This is a genomic window from uncultured Methylobacterium sp. (genome assembly GCF_964244095.1).
GTDB lineage: Bacteria > Pseudomonadota > Alphaproteobacteria > Rhizobiales > Beijerinckiaceae > Methylobacterium.
Window position 1 is genome coordinate 24,578 of sequence record NZ_CAXTHR010000002.1, and the last position, 24,246, is coordinate 48,823.

Consider the following 24,246-nt stretch of genomic DNA (forward strand, 5'->3'; position numbering starts at 1 on the left):
CCGGCACGCGCCTCACCGGCCGCGAGCCGGCATCCCCCGCGCCGGAAAATGCTCTACCGGCGCGGGTCGAGCGGGCGGCCGCGCCGCTCGACGATCACCGGCGGACGGGTGCGGCGCTCGACAATGACGGTGCGCGGCGCGCGGCTCGGGCCCGCTTGGCTGAAGATCCGCTCGGGCACCCGCTCGGGTTTTGCGCGCAAGGCGGCGAGCACATGCGGGCGGACCTCGTCGGGGGCGAGGCCGATCAGGCCGGCGGCGATCTCGACCTGCTGTTCGAGGTCGTCCGACAGGTCCTGCGCGGCGGTCACCGCCTCGATCACCGTCGGCGGCTCGCGCCGCACCCGGATCGGCGGAAGGTCGGCAAAGCTCTTCCTGGTCTTCTTCACGGCTGGGCTCGCGCTCGTCATCGCCCGAGCATAGCGGATTCGCCTCGATTGTGCACCGCATCACGGCGTGGCGGCGGCCGCCGTGCGCGGCGATGATGACGCGGTGCCGAGCGACTGGGCAGCCGGCGTCGATGCCGACGGGCGCGGCGAGTTCATTCAGGATGCAGATGCCGCAGGGTGCGGCAGGATATCGCGTCGAAATGACGCGGCAGGAAGACGCCCGCGACGCCCGGTTCCACCATCGCCGGGGGCGATGATGGCGCCGCGACACGTCGCGACCCGAGATGCCATGCCCGACCCCGTCCACGACCCCCGAGTCACGCCCGCCCGGCCGGATCTCGCCGACATCCGGTTGCGCGGATCGGTCGAGGCCGCGCGGTTCGTCGCGGGCGAACCGCGCCGCGTCGCGGTTCCCGTCGCTCCCTTGCGGCGCACGCCCCGCGCCGATGCCGGCCTGGAGACCGAGGCGGTGATGGGCGACGCGGTGACCGTCTACGAGGTTCGGGACGGCTTCGCCTGGGTCCAGATCGTCCACGACGGCACCGTCGGCTACCTCCCGGCGGCGAGCCTCGGCCCGGCCGACCCGGCCCCGACCCACCGGATCACGGCGCTGCGCAGCTTCCTCTACCCCGCCCCCGACATGAAGCGCCCGGCGCTCGACCATCTCGGCCTCGGCGCGGCCCTCGCGGCCACGGGCGAGGCGGGCGAATATCTGAGGGTCGGCGACGCGTTCGTCTTCGCGGGCCACTGCACGCCGCTCGACCGCCTGGAGCCGGACCATGCCGCGACCGCCGAGCGCCTCGTCGGCACGCCCTACCTCTGGGGCGGCCGCACCAGCCTCGGCCTCGACTGCTCGGGCCTCGTGCAGCTCTGCCTGTCGCTGGCCGGCCGTCCCTGCCCGCGCGACGCCGACCAGCAGGCCCGCGCGGTGGGCCACGCCCTGCCGCCGAGCTTCGACGGCCTGCGCCGGGGCGACTTCATCGACTGGCGCGGCCATACCGGGCTGATGCTCGATCCCGAGACCCTGATCCACGCCAACGGCCACCACATGGCGGTGGCGATCGAACCGTTGCGGCAGGCGGCGGCGCGGATCGCGGACAACAGTTACGGGGCGGTGACCGGGATGCGGCGCCTCTGATGCGGTTTCCGGCCGATGGGTTCGTGATCCTGCCCTCCATCATCCGCTCGGCACTCCCTCTCCCCTTTACGGGGGAGGGAAGGCGCTTGACCGAACCGATCAACCGGAAACCGTATGATCCGGCGCGCGGCCCGATTGTCCCCGTTTCGTCGGTGCGCGCGCTCGTAGCGAGCTCCGGAACGATCGGCGCCGCCTTCCGCCGCCCGTCCCTATCCCTTCAGCCGCATCTTGATCCGATAGGTCAGGCCGTCGCGCACGTCGCGGTAGGCGTCGAGGCGCTGCTCGCGCGAGGCGTCCTGGAGGATGGTCGGGTCGGGGGTCGGCCAGTACTCGACGTCGGCGGCCAGCGTGTGCGTCAGCGCCAGCGCCTTGTGGTGGGCCTCGGGGGCGAGCGTCACGATCAGGTCGAAGTTCAGGCCCTCCCACTCCTCCAGTTCCTCGATGGTGCGGGGCTTGTGCCGGGCGGCGTCGATGCCGATCTCGTCGAGCGCGGCGACCATGAACGGGTCGGTCGGCTCGCCCGAGCGCACGCCCGCCGACTGCACGTAGACCGACCTGCCGAAATAGTAGCGCGCGATCGCCTCCGCCGCCACGGAGCGCACGGCGTTGAAGTTGCACATGAACAGCACCGATTGCACCCGCCGCTTCCTCGGGACGGTCGGGTCGCTCGGCGGGACGACGACGTCCATCGCGAAGCGGTCTCAGGCCGGGATCGGGCGCGGGGGGCGTGCCACCGCCTCAACCCCGCCAGTGCAGGGCGAAGATCAGGGTGAACAGCCGCCGCGCGGTGACGTGGTCGAGGTCGACCTTGCCGTCGAGGCGCTGCTTCAGGGTCTCGGAGGCTTCGTCGTGCAGGCCGCGCCGGCCCATGTCGATCGCCTCGATCTGCGTCGGCGAGGCGGTGCGGATCGCGTTGTAGTAGCTCTCGCAGATCATCTCGTAGTCGCGGATCACCCGGCGGAACGGGGTCAGCGACAGCAGGTGGGTCATCACCGGCTCGCCGGCCGCGCTGGTGATCGCGAAGGAGAGCTTGTTCTCGACGAGTCCGAGGTCGAGGGCGTAGGGACCGGTGCGCCCGGGAATCGCGAAGCGGTTGTCCTCCAGGATGTCGAAGATCGCGATGGCGCGCTCGTGCTCCTGGTCGGGGTTGCCGCGCCCGATCGAGGCCTCGTCGAGGGTGACCGCCACCAGGCGGTCCCGCGACCGCTCCGCCTTCGCCTCCGACATCGACGCTGCCTCACAGGTTCAGGCGGATCGCGACGGAGCGGGCGTGGCCCTCCAGACCCTCCGACCGGCCGAGCGTTATCGCCGCGGGGCCGAGCGCCCGCAAGCTCTCCGGCGTGCAGGCCAGGATCGTGGTGCGCTTCATGAAGTCGAGGACGCCCAAGCCCGACGAGAACCGCGCCGAGCGCGCGGTCGGCAGCACGTGGTTCGGCCCGCCGACGTAGTCGCCGATCGCCTCGGGCGTGTGGCTCCCGAGGAAGATCGCCCCGGCGTTCCGGATTTTTCGCGAGAGGCCCTCCGCGTCCTGCGTCTCGATTTCGAGGTGCTCGGGCGCGAGGCGGTCGACCAGCGGCACCGCCTCGTCGAAGTCGCGCACGCGGATGATCGCGCCGTAGTCGCGCCAACTGGCGCGGGCGATCTCCGCCCGGGGCAGGGTGGTCAGCGCCCGCTCCACCGCCGCCGCGACGGCCTCGGCCAGCTCCGCGCTGTCGGTGATGAGGATCGCCTGCGCCGCCGCGTCGTGCTCGGCCTGGGCCAGGAGGTCGGCGGCGACCCAGTCCGGGTTGGCCTGCGCGTCGGCCAGGATCAGAACCTCGGAGGGGCCGGCGATCATGTCGATGCCGACCTGCCCGAACACCCGGCGCTTGGCCGCCGCGACGTAGGCGTTGCCGGGGCCGACGATCTTGGCGACGGGGGCGATGGTCGCGGTGCCGTAGGCGAGCGCGGCGACCGCCTGCGCCCCGCCGACGCGATAGACTTCGTGGACGCCGGACAGGTGGGCGGCGGCGAGCACCAGCGGGTTCGATCGCCCGTCCGGCATCGGCACCACCATGACGATCCGCGGCACGCCCGCGACGCGGGCGGGGATCGCGTTCATCAGCACCGAGGACGGGTAGCTCGCGGTGCCGCCGGGGACGTAGAGCCCGACCGATTCCAGCGCCGTCCAGCGCCAGCCCGCGGTGACGCCGAGCGCGTCGGTGGAGAGCCGGTCGCCGGGCACCTGCTCGCGGTGGAAGGCCGCGATGCGCGCGGCGGCGAAATCCAGGGCCGCCAGCGCGTCGGCCGGGCAGGCGGCGAGCGCCGCCGCGATCTCGTCGTCCGTCACCCGCAGGGCGCTGTGCGAAAACTCGGGGCCGAGGCGGTCGAAGCGGCGGGTGTAGTCGACGAGCGCCGCATCGCCCCCGGCGGTAACGCCACCGATGATGCCGCGCACCGTCTCGTCGACATCCTCCGAGATCTCGCGCTTGACGGTGAGCAGCCGCGAGAAGTCCTCCGCGAAGGTCGGGTCGGTGCTGTCGAGGCGGATCATCGGACGGTTCTTCTCGTGGTGGCGGGAGGCTCCGGCTTCAGCTCGCGGTGCCGGGCGCAGCTTCGGTGGCGTGCCCCGGACGCCCCACGGCCTCCCAGACCGGCCCGAGGTCCTTCATCCGCACCTCGACGCACTCCACGTCGAGGCGGATCGCGGCGCCGCCGGAGAACACCAGCGTGACGGTGCCCGACGGCGCCTCGGTCGGCGCGAAGGTCACCGCGAGCAGGCTCAGGGCGCTCTCGCCCGCCCCCGGCACGAGCCCGCGGGTGCGGACGCCGAGCACCCGCTCGAAATGCACGCCTGCGAGCCGCCGCCGCGGCGCATCCGGCGCCGACCAGTCGAAGCGGCGCACCACGAGCACGAAGCGGTGCTCGGCGGCGAGATAGGTGAGGTCGGCCGCGTGCAGGACCGCGTCCTGGAGATGGGCCGAGATCACGGTGAGATCCTCGGCGTCGAGGGCGGCGAGCTTGAGGAGCTCCATGACGGGGATGTCGCGCTGCACGGGAGGTCACGGGAAACGTATCGGCCCGCGTCAGTAGCGAGGTGCACCCGTTCCGGCAATCGCGGGCCGCGTTCGCGCGTGGCGATGGGGCGAGGCGGGACGCTGCGTCTTCCGGCCGCGCGGCCCCTCCGTCGCCGGCCGCCGGGGCCGATGCGCGCTCCGGCTTGCCGGTGACGGACGGGCCCGGACACCGGGGCCGGCCGACGGCCTCAGCCGCCGTTCAGGCGGGCCCGCCTAGACCGGCCCTCGACATCCAACGGGAGACGACACGACCATGACCCTGAAGCGACTCACCCTCGCGGTGCTCGCCGCCCTGACCCTTGGGACCACGTTCGGCGCGGTCGAGGCCGGCGCCCAGTCCTACGGCAACGAGTACGGCGGCCCCCGCCGCTTCGACCGCGGCTACGACGACGACCGCCCACGGCCGCGCCGCCGCGACTTCGACGACGACCGCTACGACCGTCGCCGCGAGGACTTCGGCGGCCGCCGCGGCGGCAGCATCTGCGTCACCTCGCGCGGCAACTGCGTGAGCCGCCCGGCCCCGTTCGGTTCGCAATGCGGCTGCGAGATCCCGGGCTTCGGGCCCAAGCGCGGCCAGATCGGCCGCTTATGCGCCGCGCCTCGCGGGCGATGCCGCGACGGCTGCTTCCCTTTCCCCCCTGCGGGAGGGGGAAGCGCGCGGGCCGGGATATCTTCGGTGATGCGACCTTCGCCGGCTCACCCGCGAGGCGGCCGGCCGGTCGCCGGGCTGGCCCGACCCCGGCCCCGGCCGGGCACGACGCGGCTCCGACCGCCCCTCAGATCTCGATCTCGGTCCCCACCTCGACCACCTGCCGCGTCGGCAGCCCGAAATGGGCGCCGGTGCGCTCGGCGTTGCGCTGCATGAAGGCGTAGAGGCCCTCGCGCCAGCTCACCATGCCGGGGGCGGTGGGCGAGGGGATGATCGCCTCGTGGCCGATGAAGTAGGTCATGTCCTCGAGGAACTCGGCCGGGAGCAGGCCGCTCGCGACCGCGCATTGCAGCCCTTCCGGGATCGAGGCCGTCTGCATGAAGCCGTAGCGCAGGACGACGCGCTCCATCCCCGGCGTGTAGCGCGAGATCGCCTTGCGGATGCCGGACGCGACGAGGGTGACCTGGGCCCGCTCGGTGGCCGGGACCACCGGCTCCTCCTCGTAGATCACCGTGATGAGGAGGATGCGCTCGTGCAGGCAGCGGCTGCGCTGGACCAGGCGGCCGAGCGCCATCGGGATGCCCTCGGTCGCCGCGGTGAGGAAGGCCGCGGTTCCGGGCAGCGTCACCGGCGGATGCGAGGCGAGGCGCGCGAGGAAGGCGTCCTCGGGCATGCGCATCGTCGCCCGCACCGCTTCGAGCAGGCGGTTGCCCTTCATCCAGGTCAGCATCAGGAAGGCGACCGCGAAGGCGAGCAGCAGCGGGAACCAGCCGCCCTCGAACAGCTTCGCGCTGTTGGCGGCGAAGAACACGAGGTCGACGACGAGGAACGCGCCGTTCAGCGCGATCACCGCGTAGAGGTTGTAGCCCCATTTCAGCGCGACGAGCGCGGCGAGCAGGGTGGTGATCGCCATCAGGAGCGACACCGCGATGCCGTAGGCGCCGGCCAGCGCCTCCGACGAGCCGAAGATCAGCACCGCGGCCAGCGTCGCGGCGGCGAGCAGCCAGTTCACGGCCGGCACGTAGATCTGCCCGCGCTCGGCCTGGTCGGTGTGGACGACGCGCATCGCCGGCAGGAAGCCGAGCTGGATCGCCTGCTGGGTCAGCGAGTAGACGCCCGAGATCACCGCCTGCGACGCGATCACGGTGGCCATCGTCGCCAGCGCGATCAGCGGGTAGTGCGCCCAGTCCGGCGCGAGGCGGTAGAACGGGTTGTCGATCGCGTCCGGCTCGACGATGAGCAGCGCCCCCTGCCCGAAATAATGGATCACCAGCGCCGGCAGCACGAGGCCGAACCATGCGATGCGGATCGGCCTGGCGCCGAAATGGCCCAGATCGGCATACATCGCCTCGCCGCCGGTGACCGCGAGGAAGGCCGCGCCCAGCATCGCGAAGCTCACGTGCCAGCCGGCGTGAAACAGGAAGTCGACCGCCCGCCACGGGTTGAGGGCCGCCAGGATCGCCGGCGCGTGGAGGATGCCGCCGACGCCCATCACGGCGAGCACCGCGAACCACACCAGCATCACCGGGCCGAACACTCGGCCGATCACCGCGACGCCCTTGCGCTGCACCAGGAACAGCCCGACCAGGATCACGAGGGTGACCGGCACGATGAACGGCGTCAGCAGCGGCGCCTCGACCTTCAGGCCCTCGACCGCCGAGAGCACCGAGATCGCCGGGGTGATCGCGCCGTCGCCGTAGAGCAGGGCCGCGCCGACCAGCCCGACGACGAGCAGCAGCGCCTGCCGGGAGCCGGGCTTGGCGTGGCGGGTGCCGAGCAGCGCCAGCATCGCCACGATGCCGCCCTCGCCGCGGTTGTCGGCGCGCAGGATCAGCACCGCGTATTTCAGCGAGACGATCAGGATCAGCGCCCAGAGGATCAGCGAGACCGCGCCGGTGGCCGCCGCCGCGACCGAGGCGCCGCCACCGATGCCAGCCTTGACGGCTTCCTTGAAGGCGTAGAGCGGGCTGGTGCCGATGTCGCCGTAGACGACGCCCAGCGCCCCCAGCGTCAGCGCCGGCCCGGCCCCGTGCCGCACCGCCCCGGGCTTGCGCGCCACGGGCGCGGCCGGCAGGCCGGCCCCTGCGGCCCGATTCCCCCCGAGGCTGACGGCTTGGGTCACGGGCATTCCTCGGGATCGACACGACGTTCGTCGCGAGGCTGCCTGCAAGCGCGGTGCCGATCAAGATGCCGTCCGCGCCGAATGCGGCCGTCGCACCCCGCCGTGTTTCGGGAACGCGGCCGGGGATGCCGGAGGTCTCGCGCCGTGGAGCGATCGGGTCGCGGCGGCGTTGCCCGGAAGAGGGTACGCTCCTTACGCCGGGCGGGCGGTTCGCGGCGCCCCGTGAAGCCCGGATCGCACCGCTGAACGACCGTCCCTCACCGAAGCGGCCCGAGCACCCGCTCCAGCCGCATCCGCGTGATGAGGCCGACCGCGTCGAGGGCGGCCTCGACCTCGGCGGCGGGCGGGTGGCCGAGCCCGCGCTCGAACTCCGCCAGGAGGTCCGCCTTGCCGCGCCCGCGCACCGCGACGATGAACGAGAAGCCGAATTTCGCGCGGTAGGCGGCGTTGAGGCAGTCGAACCGCGAAAGCTCGGCGTCGGTCAGGCTCCCGAGGCCGGCGCCGCCCTGCTCGGCCACCGAATCGGGCGTCATCCGCTCGGCTCACGCCTCCGGGCCGGCGAGGTTCGGATGGGCGTTAAGCAGGCGAAGGCGGTCCGCGGCCGGCGCGGCACGCAGGGCCGCCATCATGGCGGCGTGGAGCGCCGCCGGGCCGGCGAATGGGATCGCGGAGAACGCCCGCTCGGCGACCCAGGGCGAGTGCTCGAAGATGCCGCCGAAGACCGCGACGAACGCGGCGCGGTCCATCGCGTTCACCCGCGCGATGTCGAGGACCGGTTGCTCCGCCTCGCCGCCGCGGACGCCGGAGGGCGTGCCGGCGCCGAGGAGCAGCGCGGCGGCGAGGAGCGGCACGCCGAAGCGCGCGAGCGGGCCGCGCCCGGCGCCCGTCGGCGCCGCCCGGCCTGCCGTCGCGCGGAGCCGGCCTGCCGTCGCGTGGATGAGGGCGACGCGGCGCGCCGGGGTTCGTCCGATCATCGCTCGTCCTTCGCGGGCCGGGCCTTCGGGTGCAGCATGCACGCCCCGGCGCCCGCGACAACACGCCGAAGTCCCGGCCCCTCGGGCGGCCCCCGCGAGGACCGCGCCCGAACCGGCGAACTGGCACCGGACTTGCGGACACCGAAATCGCACGTCGGAGCATTCCTGGCGGTCGACTGCCCGCTCGCTCCTTGGCAACCGACCTTCGGGGAACAGCCCATGTCCGGACACGCGACACCGCCCGTCCTGGTCGTCACCGGCGCGCACCCGAAGCTCTACAGCCACGACCTCGCGCCGACTGCGCCGGAGGGGCGGACCTGGGGCGCCTTCAGCATCTTCGCGATGTGGATGTCGGACGTGCACTCGGTCGGCGGCTACACCTTCGCCGCGAGCCTGTTCTTCCTCGGGCTGACCGGATGGGAGGTGCTCGCCGCGATGGTGGTCGGCATCACCATCGTCTACGTCCTGATGAACCTGATCGGGCGCCCGTCTCTGACCTACGGCATCCCCTTCCCCGTCGTCGCGCGGATGTCGTTCGGGGTGATGGGCGCGAACCTCGCCGCCGTCTTGCGCGGCATCGTCGGCATCGTCTGGTACGGGGTGCAGACCTACTTCGCCTCGAAAGCCGTGCAGGTGCTGGTGCTCACCTTCTGGCCGGGGGCGGAAGCCTACACCCACGGCAGCATCCTCGGGCTCTCGCCGCTCGGATGGTTCAGCTTCCTCTTCATGTGGGTGTTCCAGTTGCTGATCTTCCTCAACGGCATGGAGACGATCCGCAAGTTCATCGATTTCTGCGGGCCGGTGGTCTACCTCGTGATGTTCGCGCTCGCGATCTGGATTCTGGCGCAGACCGGCACGTCGAGCCTGTCGCTGCAGCTCTCGCCCCCGGCCGAGGGCTCGACGCTCAAGCACATCGCCAACGCCGCGATGCTGATCGTCGCCTACTTCGCGGCGCTGCTCCTGAACTTCGGCGACTTCTCCCGGTTCGCGCGGGACGAGCGGGCGATGAAGGTCGGCAACTTCCTCGGGCTGCCGGTGAACTTCATCGTGTTCGCGGTCATCACCGTCATCGTCACCGCCGGCACGGTCAAGGTGTTCGGCGAGGCGATCATGGACCCGGTGGCGATCGTGGAGCGCATCGGCAACCCGTGGGTGGTGGCGCTCGGCTCGATCACCTTCATCGTCGCGACGATGGGCATCAACATCGTCGCGAACTTCGTCTCGCCGGCCTACGACATCGCCAACCTGAACCCCGAGAAGATCGACTTCCGCACGGGCGGGCTGATCACCTCGGTGCTCTCGGTGCTGGTGTGCCCGTGGCTGTTCGTGCAGAGCCCGCAGGCGATCACGGTCTTCGTGAGCATCTTCGGCGCGATCCTCGGGCCGATGTTCGGGATCATGGTCGGCGACTACTACCTCGTGAAGAAGCAGAGGATCGTGCTGGAGGACCTCTACTCCCTGTCGCCGTCCGGCTCGCTCTACTTCGAGGGCGGCTGGAACCGGATGGCGCTGATCGCGCTGGCCGGCTCCGGCTGCGTTTCGATCGGGCTGTCGCTCCTCGGCGCCTACGCGGTGATCCCGAACGTCGGCGACTGGGGCTGGCTGATCGGCGCCGCCCTCGGCGCGCTGTTCCACGTTCTGCTGATGCGCCGGGCGACCGGCCGGCTGCCGCAGCCGGTCCGCGCGGCGGCGTAACCGGTGCGCGATCGACGCGAAGGGACGGGACCACGGCCTGCAAAACGGGACCGCCCGCATGAACCGCCGCCACATCCTGTCCGCCGGCACCGCGCTCGCCGGCCTCCTCGCCGCGTTCCGCGTCCTCGGCCTGCGCGGTGCCGGGCCCGCGACGGCCGGACCGTTCGAGGTCGTCAAGAGCGATGCCGCGTGGCGGCAGGAACTCGCGCCCGAGGCCTACGCGATCCTGCGCGGCCACGGCACCGAGCGCCCGGGATCGAGCCCGCTCAACCGCGAGAAGGCAGCGGGCCGCTTCGCCTGCGCTGCTTGCGACCTGCCGCTGTTTTCCTCGCAGACCAAGTTCGAGAGCGGCACCGGCTGGCCGAGCTTCTGGGCGCCGCTCGACGGGGCCATCGGCACCACCACCGACACCGCCTGGGGCATGAGCCGCACGGAGGTGCATTGCCGCCGCTGCGGCGGCCATCTCGGCCACGTCTTCGCCGACGGCCCGCCGCCGACCGGCCAACGCTACTGCATGAACGGCGCCGGCCTGCGCTTCCACCCGGCCTGACCGCCTTCCCCTTGAGGAGATCGCCATGTCCACGAACACCGGCAAGTCCACGAACCCAGTCTCCACGAACCCAGCCTCCACGAACCGCGACAGGACCGGCCTGCGCGCGGTCGGCCTCGCCACCGCCGCCGGGCTCGGGCTGATGGCCGCCGCCTTCGGCCTGCGCGGCTTCGCCTCCGCGGAGGAAGCCGGCCGGCGCCTGCCGGAGGCGGCGGTCACCGCTGAGGAGAGCGGCCTGCGGACCGCGACGCTCGCCGGCGGCTGCTTCTGGGGCGTGCAGGGGGTGTTCCAGCACGTGCGCGGCGTCCGCCAAGCGGTCTCGGGCTATGCCGGCGGCGACGCGGCGGACGCGCGCTACGGCGCGGTCAGCACCGGCGGCACGGCGCATGCCGAGGCGGTGCGCGTCACTTACGACCCGGCCGTGATCCGCTACGACGAGCTGCTCAGGATCTTCTTCTCGGTGGCGCTCGACCCGACGCAGGTGAACCGCCAGGGCCCGGATTCCGGCCCGCAATACCGCTCCGCGATCTTCCCGGCGGACGCGGGCCAAGCCAGGGTCGCCGCCGCCTACATCGCCCAGCTCGACGCGGCCCGCACCTACGGCCGGCCGATCGCCACGCGGATCGAGCCGCAGGCCGCGTTCTACCCGGCCGAAGGCTACCACCAGGACTTCATGGCAAGCCATCCGAACCATCCCTACATCGCGGCCAACGATGCCCCGAAGCTGCGCGACCTCCGCAGCCTGTTCCCCGAGCGCACCACCCCGGAGCCGGTCCTGGTCGGCGGCCGACCGCCGTCCTGAGGGCTGGCAAAGCGCGTGGGGACCGCGCTGGGCCGAAGCGGTCGCGGGCCAGCCGGCGCCCCTCCGCGCGTCGCGTCACGGTCCCGCCTTCTCAAGGTCTTTGCGCCATGCTATCCGGCGCCGGTCGCGGGTGTAGCTCAATGGTAGAGCAGCAGCCTTCCAAGCTGAATACCCGGGTTCGATTCCCGGTACCCGCTCCAATCCCCGTCGGCGATCTTACAACGCAGCACGTGCAGCGTTCGGGGCGGCGTCCGCACCTGCCTCCGCGCCCGTCGGCAAGGCCCGACCCGGCATCGATACGACCCCCGGGCCGTACCGAGCCCGCGCTCTGATTCGGCCGACGAAGCCCGATCCCGTTCGGCGCAACCTCCCTCTTTTCCATCCAGGCAAAGGGGCACGCGCGCGGTCCGGCACGCCGCGCGCGCGGGCACAGTTCAGGTGTGCGCGAAGACGTCGGTGTCGGGCCAGCCGTCGAGGTCGAGCCGGGCGCGGGTGGGCAGGAAGTCGAAGCACGCCTGGGCGAGGTCGGCGCGGTTCTCGCGGGCCAGCATCCGGTCCAGGCGGTCGCGGGCGGCGTGGAGGTGGAGCACGTCCGAGGCCGCGTAGTCGACCTGGGCCTGGCTCAGGGTCTCGGCGCCCCAGTCCGAGGATTGCTGCTGCTTCGAGAGGTCGACGCCGACGAGTTCGCGGACCACGTCCTTGAGCCCGTGGCGGTCGGTGTAGGTGCGCGCGAGCTTCGAGGCGATCTTGGTGCAGTAGACCGGCGCCGGCATCACGCCCAGCGCGCGGAACAGCACCGCGAGGTCGAAGCGCGCGAAGTGGAAGATCTTCCGGACGCTGCGATCGGCGAGCACGGCCTTCAGCACCGCGGGCGCCGGCCCGTCGCGCAGGATCTGAACGATGTCGGCCGTGCCGTCGCCGCGCGAGACCTGGACCACGCAGAGCCGGTCCCGGTGCGGGTTGAGCCCAAGCGTCTCGGTGTCGACGGCCACCGCCGCGCCCGGGTCGAAGCCGGCGGGCAGGTCGCCGCGGTGGAGGCGGATGGTGGGCGGGCTCGGCATGGTCGCGTCCGTCGCGGGCGGAAGGCCGGCGGGTATCACCCGGCCTCCCCTCCGGCAAGGCGCGCGGCTGCCGGGGCCGCGGGCCGGGGCCGGTCCCGGACCGTCACTTCTGCCGGGCGATGATCCTGTCCTTGATGCCGTCGTAGACCGATTGCGGGAGGACCTTCTTCGAGACCAGTTCGTCCTTGCCCTTGTAGGGGCGGCCCTTGATGATCGCCGCCGCGCGTGCCGCGCCGATGCCGGGCAGCGCGTCGAGTTCGGCGCTCGTCGCGCTGTTGAGGTCGATCAAGGCGCCCTTGGCGGCGTTCGGCGATCCGGCGACGGGGGCGCTGGGTTTCGTCGGCGCGGTGGGCGCGGCCGGCGCCGTCGGGGCGGGCCTGGACGGGGCCGAGGGGGCGGGCGTCTGCGCCAGCGCCGGGGCGGCGGCGAGGCACGACAGCACGGCGAGCGCGCGCAGGAACGAGGTGTGGGACGAGGCCATGGCGGTACTCCCGAAGGAACGACGGCCCGATGCCCGGCGCCGACCACGCCCGGTGTGAGCCGCGCCGCTTGAACCCCGGCTTAACGCACCGGCCGCGTGGTCGCCGGGGTTCGCACGCACCGGCGGTTCACGCCCGCCGGGCCGGCGGGATACGGCGGATCGCGCCGTCAGGCGAACGTCTTGCGCGGGTCGAAGGCGTCGCGCACCGCCTCGCCGGCGAAGACGAGCAGGCTCAGCATCGCGGCGATCACCAGGAAGCCGGACAGCCCGAGCCAGGGGGCGGTGAGGTTGTCCTTGCCCTGCGCCAGCAACTCGCCGAGCGAGGGCGAGCCGGGGGGCAGGCCGAAGCCGAGGAAGTCGAGCGAGGTCAGGGTGGTGATCGAGCCGTTGAGGATGAACGGCAGGAAGGTCAGCGTCGCCACCATGGCGTTCGGCAGCAGGTGCGCAGCCATGATGCGCAGGTTCGACAGGCCGAGCGCCCGCGCGGCGCGGACGTACTCGAAGTTGCGCGCGCGCAGGAACTCGGCCCGCACCACGCTGACCAGCGCCACCCACGAGAACAGCAGCATGATCCCGAGCAGGACGAAGAAGCCCGGCGCGATGAAGGCCGAGATGATGATGATGAGGTACAAGGTCGGGATGCCGCCCCAGACCTCGATGAACCGCTGGAACGCGAGGTCGACCCAGCCGCCGAAATAGCCCTGCACGGCGCCGGCGATCACCCCGATCACCGAGGAGACCGCGGCGAGGATCAGCCCGAACAGCACCGAGATGCGGAAGCCGTAGATCACGCGGGCGAGCACGTCGCGGGTGGTGTTGTCGGTGCCGAGCCAGTGCCGGGGAAGGCTCGAACAGCCGGCGCCGGGCCGCGTCTCCGCGGCGCGGCACTGCGCGTCGGTGAGCATCCAGGTCGGCGGCGAGGGCGAGGGCGTCGGCAGGCCGTCGTTGATGGTGTCGTAGGAGAACGGGATCGGCGGCCACACCGCCCAGCCGTTCTCCGCGATCTCCCTGGCGATCTCGGGGGTGCGGTAGTCGGTCCGCGCGAGGAAACCGCCGAACTTCTCCTCCGGATAGTCGATCAGCACCGGAAACAGCCACTCCCCCTTGTAGGCGGCGACGATCGGCCGGTCGTTGGCGATGATCTCGGCAAAAAGGCTGACGAGGAACAGCCCGGAAAAGATCAGGAACGAGACGTAGCCGAGGCGGTTACGCCGGAAGTTCTCCAGGCGGCGGCGGTTGAGGGGCGACAGGCCGCCGCGGCGCGGCCCGCCCGGCGAAGGCGTCTGAGGCAGGCCCGCGCCCGGGCGCAGGACGATCGGCTGCGCGCCGGGCATCGGCGCGGAGACGGCTTCGGCTTCGGTAGGGCGGGCGATCTCGTTCATCGATCGCGGCTCCGTCGACCCGTCCGGACCATTGCCGCAGGGATCGCGCGACGCGCGACGCACTCCCTCCCCCCGCGGAGGGGTGAGGGAAGGGCGCCGTCGCGAAAAGCGGTCAGCCGTCGAGGCGCACGGCCGTGCCGTCGATCTCGTTCGGGCGCACCCCGCCGTCGCGCTCCATCCAGCGCCGCAGCAGCCGGACGTTGCGGCGGTTGGCCTTGAAGGCCGCGTCGAACAGGTCGCCGGCCAGGGGCACGAGGCCGATCGCCCCGTCGAAGGCGACGTTCAGCGCCATCCGCGCGATCAGCCGGCGCGGCGCCCCGAGGCGGCGCGCCTCGGCGACGATGTAGGACGAGATCACCATGCCGGCGATGTCGCCGACCACCGGCACGAGGCCGATGATCGCCTCGATGCCGATCCGGCGGTTGAGGCCGGGGATCAGGAAGGCGGAATCGAGCAGGTGCGCCAGCGCCTCCAGCCGGGCGAGGCTCGCCTCCCGGCTCGGGTCGGCGCTGCGGGACGGCGCATTCGCGCGCCAAGTCCGCGAGAAGGTCTGCGAAGAATCCATCGCGGGAATCCGGGAAGCGAGGGCGGCCATGCGCGCAGATGTGGTCCCGCCGCCCGGTCCCGGCAAGGAGGCGGACCCCGACGAGGCCCTGATCCGGATCGTCGGGAAGACCCTGGCCGAGGTCGATCGCGCCGTGCGCGCGGGCGCATGCCGGCATCGTCTCGAACGCCGTGGTCGGCGGATCGGAGAGGACCGGGTTCATGCGCGGCGGATACGCCCGCCCGGCGAGGTGTGGGCCTAAGCTGCGTCGGGAAGCGTGCATCGGCGGCGTAATCGACCTCGGCTGCGGAGACCCGCCCCGTCGTGGCGTTTCGAGACCCTGTACCATGGCCGCTCGCCTCGAGCGACACGTGCGCAAGCGCACGCGGCCGCCGCGTTCCGGCAGCGGGCGATTCTGACGAATGTTGACATTCGTCAATCGTGAGGTAATTTGCACGGACACGGCCGGGACGGTCCCCGTCGGGGCTGGACTTCGCCCCCTCGTTCCGCGCCTTCGGGGTGCCGGACCGGTCGTGGAGAGGCCCGCCAATCCGTTGGCGGGCCTTTTCGCGTTTCCGGGGCGGCGCCCATCGCCCGGCGGAGCGGCGCGACCGGGCCAGCAACACGGCCGAAACCCCGATGCCGCACTGACGACGCATTGGCGGGCCAGGGCTCGAGCGAACGAGGATTCGGGCGAACGCGGGCTCGGGCGATGGCGGCAAGCAAACCCGCAGACCCCGATCTCGGCCGCCGCGCGGCGGGGACCCAAGCATCCTTGCGCGAAGTGGCCGCCGGTTCGCGCGAGACAATGATGCGTCACCAGGGAGACCGAAGCAGGCATGCGTAGGCGAAGCCACGAAAGCCCGCTTCGCCCGCACGACGATGCCGCAAGGCGGGGTGCGTTCGGATGCTGTACACCTGCCGGCCCGCACGATGCCGGGTCGGCGAAGCGCCCCGGACCGCTGCGGCGTGGTCCTCCGGGCCGGACGGTAGGGGATCGGGCGCAGTCCCAGAGGCGGCGTCGGAACGTGGTCTGACCAAGCATGAATGAGAGCTCACCCATCCGGACCGAGACGGCGCGTGCGTTCCAGCCGGAGCCCCCGGTTCGGGCGCGGCGCCGCCTTGGCCGCTGGATGCTGCTGCTGCTCGCCCTGCTCGCGGCCGGCGCGGTCGCCCACCGCTGGTACGACGGGCGCACGCAGGTGGCGGGCGACGCTGGGACGACGCCGGGCAAGGGCGGCCGCGGCAGCGGCCGGCGCGGCGGCGGCGACCTGCCCCAGGCGGTCGGCATCGCGCAGGTCGCCACCGGCGACGTCCCCGTGGTGCTCCAGGGCCTCGGCACGGTGACGCCGCTCGCCACCGTGACCGTGAAGTCGCAGATCAGCGGCTACCTCACCGAGATCGGTTTTCGCGAAGGGCAGACCGTGAAACGCGGCGACTACCTCGCCCAGGTCGACGCGCGGCCCTACGAGGCGCTGCTCGCCCAGTACCAGGGCCAGCTCGCCCGCGATCAGGCGCTGCTCCAGAACACGAAGCTCGATCTGGCCCGCTTCCAGCGGCTCGCGCAGCAGGACTCGATCTCGAAGCAGAACGTCGACACGCAAGGGGCGCTGGTGAAGCAGACCGAGGGCACGGTCGCCTCCGACCAGGCGCTCGTCGACCAGCAGCGGCTCAACATCGCCTACGCCCGCATCACCTCGCCGGTCGAGGGCCGGGTGGGCCTGCGGCAGGTCGATCAGGGCAACTACATCACGGCGGCCTCGACCAGCATCGTCGTCGTCACCCAGCTCCACCCGATCTCGGTGGTGTTCACGCTGCCCGAGGACGACGTCTCGCGGGTGATGCGGCGGGTGCGCTCGGGTGCCAAGCTCGCGGTGCGCGCCTACGACCGCGGCGATGCCCACGAGATCGCCACGGGTACGCTCGACACCGTCGACAACCAGATCGACGTCACCACCGGCACGGTGCGCCTGCGGGCGCTGTTCGAGAACCAGGACGAGGAGCTGTTCCCGAACCAGTTCGTCAACGCCAAGCTCACCGTCGACACGGTGACGAACGCGGCCCTCGTGCCCAACGCCGCGATCCTCCAGGGCACGCCGGGCACCTACGTCTACCTGATGGACGGCGACGAGAAGGTCGTCATGCGCCCGATCAAGACGGGCGAGACCGACGGCGCCCGCACCGTCGTGCTCTCGGGTCTCCAGGCCGGCGACCGCATCGTCACCGACGGCACCGACCGCCTGCGCGACGGCGCGCCGGTGCGGATCACCGCAGGGCAGCAGACCGCGGACGGAAAGCCCGTCGAGCCCGCCGCAGCCCCGCCCGAGGGCGGCCAGAGGCGCGGACGCCGGCGGCAGCAGCAGTGAGTCGGAGCGGACATGCCGCGCGTTCCCCCTCGCCCCGCCTGCGGGGAGAGGCCCGGCTGCACCCTGCCGTGCAGCCGGGAAGCGCAGGCGAAGCCGAAGCGACGGTGAGGGGGCGATGCCGGAGGAGGCTTCTCCGTTCGCGCCCCCTCACCGTCGGCTGCCGCCTCGCCGCGCCGACGGCGAGGTCGTCGCGGCCCTCTCCCCGCAGGCGGGGCGAGGGGATGCGCACCCGCCGCCGCGGTGGACGCACCGATGTATGCGTCTGCAAATCCGCAAAGAGGGGAATGATGGCGCGGCGCGCCCGTGAGGACCGCGCATGAACCCGTCGCGCCTCTTCATCCTGCGCCCCGTCGCGACCACGCTGCTGATGCTGGCGATCCTGATCGTCGGCGGGGTGTCGTACCTGAACCTGCCGGTCTCGGCGCTGCCGTCGGTCGATTACCCGACGATCCAGGTGCAGACGTTCTATCCCGGCGCCAGCCCCGAGGTGATGACCTCGGCGGTGACCGCGCCGCTGGAGCGGCAGTTCGGCCAACTGGCCAACCTCAACCAGATGACCTCGCAATCCTCGGCCGGCGCGTCGGTGATCACACTGCAGTTCAACCTCGATCTGCCGCTCGACATTGCCGAGCAGCAGGTCCAGGCGGCGATCAACGCCGCCGGCAACCTGCTGCCATCCGATCTGCCGGCGCCGCCGATCTACGCGAAGGTCAACCCCGCCGACGCGCCGGTGCTCACGCTCGCGCTGACCTCGAAGACCCTGCCGCTGACGCAGGTGCGCGATCTCGCCGAGACGCGGCTCGCCCAGAAGATCAGCCAAGTGGCGGGCGTCGGGCTGGTCAGCATCTCCGGCGGCCAGCGGCCGGCGGTGCGGGTGCGCTTCAACGCGCGGGCGCTGGCCGCCTACGGCCTCAACATCGACGATTTGCGCACCACGATCACCAACCTCAACGTCAACACGCCCAAAGGCAGCATCGACGGGCTCAAGCAGTCCTACGCGATCAACGCCAACGACCAGATCCAGGACCCGAAGGCCTACGACGACGCGATCATCGCCTACAAGAACGGCGGCCCGGTCAAGCTCTCGGATGTCGCCGACGTGGTGCAGGGGCCGGAGAACACCAAGCTCGGCGCCTGGGCCGACGCGACGCCGGCGATCATCCTCAACATCCAGCGCCAGCCCGGCGCCAACGTCATCGCGACGGTGGACAAGATCAAGGCGCTGCTGCCCCAGCTCCAGGCGAGCCTGCCCGGCGCGATCCAGGTGGGCCTGCTCACCGACCGCACGGTGACGATCCGCGCCTCGGTCGAGGACGTGCAGTTCGAGCTGGGGCTGGCCGTCGCGCTCGTGGTGCTCGTCATCTTCCTGTTCCTGCGCAGCCTGTCGGCCACCCTGATCCCGAGCCTGTCGGTGCCGCTCTCGCTCATCGGCGCGCTCGCGGTGATGGACCTCTACGGCTTCTCGCTCGACAACCTCTCGCTGATGGCGCTCACCATCGCCACCGGCTTCGTCGTCGACGACGCCATCGTGGTGATCGAGAACATCTCCCGCCACGTCGAGGACGGGGATTCCCCGCTCGAGGCCGCGCTGAAGGGCTCGCGCGAGATCGGCTTCACCATCATCTCGCTCACCGTGTCGCTGATCGCGGTGCTGATCCCGCTCCTGTTCATGGGCGACGTGGTCGGGCGCCTGTTCCACGAATTCGCGATCACCTTGGCCGCCACCATCGTCATCTCGGCGGTGGTCTCGCTGACGCTGGTGCCGATGCTGTGCGCGCGGCTGCTCAGGCACGTGCCGCAGGCCGAGCGCCGCCGCGAGGGGGCGTTGAGCCGCATGGGCCGGCGCGCCACCGAGGGCGTCATCGCCTCCTACGGGCGCTCCCTGACGGTGGTGCTGAACCACCAGGGCCTGACGCTCGTGGCCACGCTCGCCACGGTGGCGCTCACCGCCTACCTGTTCGTGGTGATCCCCAAGGGCTTCTTTCCGGTGCAGGACACCGGCGTGATCCAGGGGATCACGCAAGGGGACCAGACGCTGTCCTACGCCGCGATGGCCGAGCGCCAGCAGCGCATCGCCGCCATCATCCTCAAGGACCCGGATGTCGCCAACCTGTCCTCGTTCATCGGCGTCGACGGCCAGAACGTGACGCTGAATTCCGGCCGCTTCCTGATCAACCTGAAACCGCACGCCGAGCGCGGCGCCAGGAATGACGGCAAGGTCGGCGACATCATCCGCCGCATCCAGGCCGCCACCGCCGACGTCGCGGGCCTGCGCCTGTACATGCAGCCGGTGCAGGATCTGACCATCGACACCGCGGTCTCGGCGACGCAGTACCAGGTGATCCTGGAGACGCCCAACCTCGACGACTTCGAGACCTGGGTGCCGCGCTTCACCGACGCGCTCTCCCGGTCGCCGGTGGTGGCGGACGTGGCGAGCGACCACCAGGGCCAGGGGCTCGCCGCCTACGTCACCATCGACCGGCCGACGGCGGGCCGCTACGGCATCACCCCGGCGACCATCGACAACGCCCTCTACGACGCCTTCGGCCAGCGCATCATCTCGACGATCTTCACGCAGACGAACCAGTACCGGGTGATCCTCGAAGCCGACCCGGACCTGCACAGGACGCTGGACAGCCTGAACGCGATCCACCTGCCCTCCTCCACCGTGACGAGCGGACAGGTGCCGCTCTCGGCGGTGGCCACCGTCAGCGAGCGCCGGGCGCCGCTTCTGATCTCCCATCTCGGCCAGTTCCCGGCCACCACCGTATCGTTCAACCTCGCCCCCGGCGCGGCGCTCGGCCAGGCGGTGGACGCCGTCGAGGAGGCGCGGAAAAGCATCGACTTGCCGCCGAGCTTCCGCGTCGTGCCGCAGGGGTCGGTGTTCGCCTTCCAGTCGGCGCTCGGAAACGAGCTGTTCCTGGTGCTGGCCGCGATCGTTACCGTCTACATCGTGCTCGGCGTGCTCTACGAGAGCTTCATCCATCCGATCACCATCCTCTCGACGCTTCCGTCGGCGGGCATCGGGGCGCTGCTCGGATTGATGCTCTTCGGGCTGTCGCTCGACATCATCGCGATCATCGGCATCGTGCTCCTGATCGGCATCGTGAAGAAGAACGCGATCATGATGATCGACTTCGCGCTCCAGGCCGAGCGCGAGGCGGGCATGTCCCCGCGCGACGCAATCTACGAGGCGTGCCTGCTGCGCTTCCGCCCGATCCTGATGACGACGCTGGCCGCGCTGTTTGCCGCGATCCCGCTGATCGCCGGCACCGGCGTCGGCTCGGAGCTGCGCCAGCCGCTCGGCATCGTCATCGCGGGCGGGCTGATCGTCTCCCAGGTGCTGACGCTGTTCACCACGCCGGTGATCTACCTCGCCTTCGACCGCCTGGAGCGGCGGATTATGGGCCGCAGGGAGCCCGACCTGTCGGCGGGCGAGGCGCTGCCGTGAGGGAGCGCGCGACGGATCCGCGCATCCCCTCGCCCCGCTTGCGGGGAGAGGGCCGCGACGACCTCGTCGTCGTCGCGGCGAGGCGGCAGCCGAAGGTGAGGGGGCCGGGGCAGATGCGCCTCCTCCGTTCGCGCCCCCTCACCCCCGCTTCGGCTTCGCCTGCGCTCCCCGCATGCACGACAGGGTGCATGCGGGCCTCTCCCCGCACGCGGGGAGAGGGGGACCGCGTCGCGAACCGCGCGGGCCTCCGGCCATGAACATCTCCGAGCCCTTCATCCGCCGGCCCGTCGCGACCACGCTGCTCACCCTCGGCGTGCTGCTCGCCGGCATGTTCGCGTTCCTGAAGCTCCCCGTCGCGCCGCTGCCGCAGGTCGACTTTCCCGTCATCCTCGTCCAGGCGCAGATGCCGGGCGCGTCGCCTGAGACCATGGCGCAGACGGTGGCAGCCCCCCTGGAGCGCCGGCTCGGGGCCATCGCCGACGTCAACGAGATGACCTCGACGAGCTCGACCGGCAGCGTGCGCATCGTGCTGCTGTTCGGGCTGAACCGCAACATCGACGGCGCCGCCCGCGATGTCCAGGCGGCGATCAACGCCGCGCGCGCCGACCTGCCGACGGCGCTCCGCCAGAACCCGACCTACCGGAAGTTCAACCCGGCCGACACGCCGATCGTCATCCTCGGCATGACCTCGGACACCCTGACCCCGGGCCAGCTCTACGATGCCGGCGCCACGGTGGTGCAGCAGAAGCTCTCGCAGCTCTCCGGCGTCGGCAACGTCGACATCGGCGGCTCGTCGCTGCCCGCCGTCCGGGTCGAGCTCGATCCGACCGCCCTGTTCCATTACGGCATCGGCCTGGAGGGCATCCGCGCGGCCCTGGCCTCGGCCAACGCCAACGCGCCCAAGGGCGCGATCGAGGCCGGGGACCGGCGCTACCAGCTCTACGCCAACGACCAGGGCCGCAAGGCCGAGGATTACCGCGACATCGTCGTGGCCTACCGCAACGGCGCCGGCGTGCGCCTCACCGACGTCGGCCAGGTGATCGACTCGGTCGAGGACCGGCGCAACCTCGGAGTGGTCAACGGGCGCCAGGGCGTGCTGCTGTTCGTCTACAAGCAGCCGGGCTCCAACGTCGTCGAGACGATCAACGGCGTGAAGGCGGCGCTGCCGCAGATCGTCTCGGCACTGCCCGGCGGCATCGACGTCAAGCTCACCGGCGACCGCAGCGCGACGATCCGGGCGTCGCTGGCCGCCACGGAGGAGACGCTGCTGATCGCGGTGGGCCTCGTGATCCTCGTGGTGTTCGCGTTCCTGCGCTCGGGGCGCGCCACCCTGATCCCGGCGGTGGCGGTGCCGATCTCGATCGTCGGCACCTTCTCGGCGATGTACCTGCTCGGCTACTCGCTCAACATCCTGTCGCTGATGGCGCTGATCATCGGCACCGGCTTCGTCGTCGACGACGCCATCGTCGTGCTGGAGAACGTCCAGCGCCATATCGAGATGGGCAAGTCGCGCGTCGCGGCGGCGCTGGTGGGCGCGCGCGAGGTCGGCTTCACGGTGATCTCGATGAGCCTGTCGCTCATCGCCGTGTTCCTGCCGATCCTGCTGATGGGCGGGCTGATCGGGCGCATCTTCCAGGAATTCGCGGTGACCCTGTCGCTGGCGATCCTGATCTCGCTGGCGCTCTCGCTCACCACCACGCCGATGATGTGCGCGCTCCTGCTGCGGCCGGAGGCGCACGGGGCCAAGCGCCCGAACCTGCTGATCCGCGCCCTGGAGGGCGCCTTCACCCGCACGCTCGCCGCCTACGAGCGCAGCCTGCGCGTCGCGCTGCGCCGTCCCCGCCTCGTGCTGCTGACGCTCGCCGCGACGATCGGGCTCAACGTCTGGCTCTACGTCATCGTGCCCAAGGGCTTCTTTCCCGAGCAGGATACGGGGCAGATGATGGGCGGCGTCCAGGCCGACCAGCGCATCTCGTTCCAGGCGATGGAGAAGAAGCTCAAGGAGGCCGCTGCGATCGTGCAGGCCGACCCGGCGGTGGACAGCGTCGTCGGCTTCACCGGCGGGCGCGGCACCAACTCGGCCAACGTGTTCATCGGCCTGAAGCCCCGCGGCCGGCGCGATTCGATCACCGAGGTGTCGAACCGCCTGCGCCCGAAGCTGTCGCAGGTGGCGGGCGCGCGCCTCTACGTGTTCCCGCGCCAGGACCTGCAGATGGGCGGGCGCCAGAGCTTCTCGCAGTTCCAGTACACCCTCCAGGGCGATACCGCGGCCGAGCTCTACGCCGCGGCGCCGAAGCTGGTGCAGGCGCTCCAGGCGGACCCGACGTTTGCCGACGTCACCTCCGACCAGCAGGAGGGCGGGCTGGAGAGCCGGCTGGTGATCGACCGCGCCACCGCCTTCCGCTACGGCATCACGCCGGACAAGATCGACAACACCCTCTACGACGCCTTCGGCCAGCGCCAGGTCTCGACGATCTACAACCCGCTCAACCAGTACCACGTCGTGATGGAGATCGCCCCGCGCTACCTCGAGAGCCCGGAGACCCTCAAGCAGCTCTACGTCTCGACCTCTGGGGGCAAGGCCCGGGGCTCGGCCACCACCAACGCGGTCGCCGGCACGGTGGCAGCGGCAGGCGGCGCGGCCACGCCCTCGGCGAGCACGGCCGACGCCGCCTCGAACGCCGCCGCGATCGCCTCGGATTCGGCCCGCAACGCCGCCTCGAACGCGATCGCGGCCTCGAAAGGCGGCGCCTCGTCGAGCGCGCCGGTCTCGTCGGCCGTGGAGACGATGGTCCCGCTCTCGGCCTTCACCCGGCTGGAGACCGGCAGCGCGCCGGTGCAGGTGAGCCACCAGGGCCTGTTCGTGGCCACCACGATCTCGTTCAACCTCGCGCCGGGAAAAAGCCTGTCGGACGCGACCGCGGCGATCGATGCGGCGATGGCATCCTTGCGGCTGCCGGCGACGATTCACGGCGAGTACGCGGGGGCCGCCAAGAACTACGTCGCCTCGACCTCGCGCCAGCCGCTCTTGATCCTGGCCGCGATCCTGGCCGTCTACGCGATCCTCGGCATCCTCTACGAGAGCTTCGTGCACCCGATCACGATCCTCTCGACGCTGCCGTCCGCCGGCATCGGCGCGCTGCTGGCGCTGCTGGTGACCGGCACCGAGTTCACGATCATCGCGCTCATCGCGGTGTTCCTGCTCATCGGCATCGTCAAGAAGAATGCCATCCTGATGATCGACTTCGCGCTGGACGCCGAGCGCACGCGGGGCGCCGCCCCGCAGGAGGCGATCTTCGAGGCCTGCCTCTTGCGCTTCCGCCCGATCATGATGACAACGCTCGCCGCGCTGCTGGGCGCGGCGCCGCTGATCCTCGGCCGCGGCGAGGGCTCCGAGCTGCGCCGGCCGCTCGGCATCGCGATCGCCGGCGGCCTGATCGTGAGCCAGATCCTGACCCTCTACACCACCCCCGTCGTCTACCTGTACCTCGACCGCCTCCGGCACCGGGTGCGGGCGGGGCGCCGCACGAACGGCGCGGCGCTGCCGGCGGGCGAGTGAGTCGATTGTCGATAAAACCTCAAAGGTGCG

Annotated in this window: 17 protein-coding genes, 1 tRNA gene and 1 pseudogene; 8 read left to right on the plus strand and 11 right to left on the minus strand. The window is 71.5% G+C overall.

Annotated elements, in window-relative coordinates; translation table 11 throughout:
• Positions 1-53 precede the first annotated feature (53 nt).
• Positions 54-386 carry a hypothetical protein gene (locus tag ACFE86_RS00600; RefSeq protein WP_375453381.1) on the minus strand — a complete coding sequence of 111 codons (333 nt, stop codon included), beginning with the start codon at positions 384-386 and terminating at the stop codon, positions 54-56.
• A gap of 289 nt (positions 387-675) precedes the next feature.
• Between ACFE86_RS00600 and ACFE86_RS00605 the strand changes: the two genes are divergently transcribed.
• Positions 676-1,524 carry an NlpC/P60 family protein gene (locus tag ACFE86_RS00605; RefSeq protein WP_375453382.1) on the plus strand — a complete coding sequence of 283 codons (849 nt, stop codon included), beginning with the start codon at positions 676-678 and terminating at the stop codon, positions 1,522-1,524.
• 209 nt (positions 1,525-1,733) lie between these two features.
• On the opposite strand, the gene ACFE86_RS00610 is transcribed toward ACFE86_RS00605, so the two are convergent.
• The 6 genes and pseudogenes from ACFE86_RS00610 to uraD all read right to left on the minus strand — a co-directional run bounded on the left by ACFE86_RS00610 (position 1,734) and on the right by uraD (position 8,325).
• Positions 1,734-2,213 carry a low molecular weight phosphatase family protein gene (locus ACFE86_RS00610; RefSeq protein WP_375453383.1) on the minus strand — a complete coding sequence of 160 codons (480 nt, stop codon included), beginning with the start codon at positions 2,211-2,213 and terminating at the stop codon, positions 1,734-1,736.
• A gap of 49 nt (positions 2,214-2,262) precedes the next feature.
• The gene (locus tag ACFE86_RS00615; RefSeq protein ID WP_375453384.1) at positions 2,263-2,751 is read right to left on the minus strand and encodes a UPF0262 family protein; all 489 of its coding nucleotides are present in this window, start codon (positions 2,749-2,751) and stop codon (positions 2,263-2,265) included.
• A 10-nt stretch (positions 2,752-2,761) separates the two neighbouring features.
• Positions 2,762-4,057, minus strand: coding sequence for a histidinol dehydrogenase (gene hisD / locus ACFE86_RS00620; RefSeq protein WP_375453385.1), 1,296 nt, complete (start codon positions 4,055-4,057; stop codon positions 2,762-2,764).
• 37 nt (positions 4,058-4,094) lie between these two features.
• On the minus strand, positions 4,095-4,538 hold the full coding sequence (locus ACFE86_RS00625) for a DUF2948 family protein (RefSeq protein WP_375453415.1): 444 nt from the start codon (positions 4,536-4,538) through the stop codon (positions 4,095-4,097).
• 818 nt (positions 4,539-5,356) lie between these two features.
• Complete coding sequence (locus ACFE86_RS00630) at positions 5,357-7,288, minus strand: potassium transporter Kup (protein WP_375453416.1); 1,932 nt, start codon at positions 7,286-7,288, stop codon at positions 5,357-5,359.
• 320 nt (positions 7,289-7,608) lie between these two features.
• Positions 7,609-8,325, minus strand: a pseudogene (gene uraD, locus ACFE86_RS00635) (2-oxo-4-hydroxy-4-carboxy-5-ureidoimidazoline decarboxylase).
• Between the two features lie 219 nt (positions 8,326-8,544).
• Here uraD and ACFE86_RS00640 point away from each other — a divergent pair.
• The 4 genes from ACFE86_RS00640 to ACFE86_RS00655 all read left to right on the plus strand — a co-directional run bounded on the left by ACFE86_RS00640 (position 8,545) and on the right by ACFE86_RS00655 (position 11,572).
• Positions 8,545-10,020: an NCS1 family nucleobase:cation symporter-1 gene (locus tag ACFE86_RS00640; protein WP_375453386.1), complete on the plus strand. Its 1,476-nt coding sequence runs from the start codon at positions 8,545-8,547 to the stop codon at positions 10,018-10,020.
• 58 nt (positions 10,021-10,078) lie between these two features.
• The gene (msrB, locus tag ACFE86_RS00645; protein ID WP_375453387.1) at positions 10,079-10,570 is read left to right on the plus strand and encodes a peptide-methionine (R)-S-oxide reductase MsrB; all 492 of its coding nucleotides are present in this window, start codon (positions 10,079-10,081) and stop codon (positions 10,568-10,570) included.
• Between the two features lie 142 nt (positions 10,571-10,712).
• Entirely contained in the window at positions 10,713-11,372 is a 660-nt protein-coding gene (msrA, locus tag ACFE86_RS00650) for a peptide-methionine (S)-S-oxide reductase MsrA (protein WP_375453417.1), read from the plus strand.
• Positions 11,373-11,498: 126 nt separating this feature from the next.
• Positions 11,499-11,572, plus strand: a tRNA-Gly gene (locus tag ACFE86_RS00655).
• A gap of 234 nt (positions 11,573-11,806) precedes the next feature.
• On the opposite strand, the gene ACFE86_RS00660 is transcribed toward ACFE86_RS00655, so the two are convergent.
• The 4 genes from ACFE86_RS00660 to ACFE86_RS00675 form a co-directional block, all read right to left on the minus strand.
• Positions 11,807-12,433 (minus strand): ribonuclease D, encoded by a 627-nt coding sequence (locus ACFE86_RS00660; protein ID WP_375453388.1) that lies wholly within the window; start codon positions 12,431-12,433, stop codon positions 11,807-11,809.
• A 103-nt stretch (positions 12,434-12,536) separates the two neighbouring features.
• The gene (locus tag ACFE86_RS00665) at positions 12,537-12,914 is read right to left on the minus strand and encodes a helix-hairpin-helix domain-containing protein (RefSeq protein ID WP_375453389.1); all 378 of its coding nucleotides are present in this window, start codon (positions 12,912-12,914) and stop codon (positions 12,537-12,539) included.
• Positions 12,915-13,081: 167 nt separating this feature from the next.
• Positions 13,082-14,296, minus strand: a complete 1,215-nt coding sequence (locus ACFE86_RS00670) for an ABC transporter permease (protein ID WP_375453390.1) — start codon at positions 14,294-14,296, stop codon at positions 13,082-13,084.
• 112 nt (positions 14,297-14,408) lie between these two features.
• Positions 14,409-14,861 carry a DUF4112 domain-containing protein gene (locus ACFE86_RS00675; protein WP_375453391.1) on the minus strand — a complete coding sequence of 151 codons (453 nt, stop codon included), beginning with the start codon at positions 14,859-14,861 and terminating at the stop codon, positions 14,409-14,411.
• A 1,022-nt stretch (positions 14,862-15,883) separates the two neighbouring features.
• Here ACFE86_RS00675 and ACFE86_RS00680 point away from each other — a divergent pair.
• The 3 genes from ACFE86_RS00680 (at position 15,884) to ACFE86_RS00690 (ending at position 24,216) form a co-directional block, all read left to right on the plus strand.
• Positions 15,884-17,206: an MdtA/MuxA family multidrug efflux RND transporter periplasmic adaptor subunit gene (locus tag ACFE86_RS00680; RefSeq protein WP_375453392.1), complete on the plus strand. Its 1,323-nt coding sequence runs from the start codon at positions 15,884-15,886 to the stop codon at positions 17,204-17,206.
• A 316-nt stretch (positions 17,207-17,522) separates the two neighbouring features.
• A complete protein-coding gene (locus tag ACFE86_RS00685; protein ID WP_375453393.1) occupies positions 17,523-20,657 on the plus strand; it encodes an MdtB/MuxB family multidrug efflux RND transporter permease subunit in 3,135 nt (1,044 codons plus the stop codon).
• 253 nt (positions 20,658-20,910) lie between these two features.
• Positions 20,911-24,216 (plus strand): efflux RND transporter permease subunit, encoded by a 3,306-nt coding sequence (locus ACFE86_RS00690; protein WP_375453394.1) that lies wholly within the window; start codon positions 20,911-20,913, stop codon positions 24,214-24,216.
• Positions 24,217-24,246 lie beyond the last annotated feature (30 nt).

Bases quoted from the DNA above. Each gene is read 5' to 3' on its own strand.
- ACFE86_RS00685 (WP_375453393.1), top strand. From the start codon at position 17,523: ATGAACCCGTCGCGCCTCTTCATCCTGCGCCCCGTCGCGACCACGCTG.
- ACFE86_RS00665 (WP_375453389.1), bottom strand. From the start codon at position 12,914: ATGGCCTCGTCCCACACCTCGTTCCTGCGCGCGCTCGCCGTGCTGTCG.
- ACFE86_RS00690 (WP_375453394.1), top strand. From the start codon at position 20,911: ATGAACATCTCCGAGCCCTTCATCCGCCGGCCCGTCGCGACCACGCTG.
- ACFE86_RS00640 (WP_375453386.1), top strand. From the start codon at position 8,545: ATGTCCGGACACGCGACACCGCCCGTCCTGGTCGTCACCGGCGCGCAC.
- hisD (WP_375453385.1), bottom strand. From the start codon at position 4,057: ATGATCCGCCTCGACAGCACCGACCCGACCTTCGCGGAGGACTTCTCG.
- ACFE86_RS00670 (WP_375453390.1), bottom strand. From the start codon at position 14,296: ATGAACGAGATCGCCCGCCCTACCGAAGCCGAAGCCGTCTCCGCGCCG.
- ACFE86_RS00675 (WP_375453391.1), bottom strand. From the start codon at position 14,861: ATGGATTCTTCGCAGACCTTCTCGCGGACTTGGCGCGCGAATGCGCCG.
- ACFE86_RS00605 (WP_375453382.1), top strand. From the start codon at position 676: ATGCCCGACCCCGTCCACGACCCCCGAGTCACGCCCGCCCGGCCGGAT.
- ACFE86_RS00680 (WP_375453392.1), top strand. From the start codon at position 15,884: ATGAATGAGAGCTCACCCATCCGGACCGAGACGGCGCGTGCGTTCCAG.
- msrA (WP_375453417.1), top strand. From the start codon at position 10,713: ATGGCCGCCGCCTTCGGCCTGCGCGGCTTCGCCTCCGCGGAGGAAGCC.
- ACFE86_RS00625 (WP_375453415.1), bottom strand. From the start codon at position 4,538: ATGGAGCTCCTCAAGCTCGCCGCCCTCGACGCCGAGGATCTCACCGTG.
- ACFE86_RS00610 (WP_375453383.1), bottom strand. From the start codon at position 2,213: ATGGACGTCGTCGTCCCGCCGAGCGACCCGACCGTCCCGAGGAAGCGG.
- msrB (WP_375453387.1), top strand. From the start codon at position 10,079: ATGAACCGCCGCCACATCCTGTCCGCCGGCACCGCGCTCGCCGGCCTC.
- ACFE86_RS00615 (WP_375453384.1), bottom strand. From the start codon at position 2,751: ATGTCGGAGGCGAAGGCGGAGCGGTCGCGGGACCGCCTGGTGGCGGTC.
- ACFE86_RS00660 (WP_375453388.1), bottom strand. From the start codon at position 12,433: ATGCCGAGCCCGCCCACCATCCGCCTCCACCGCGGCGACCTGCCCGCC.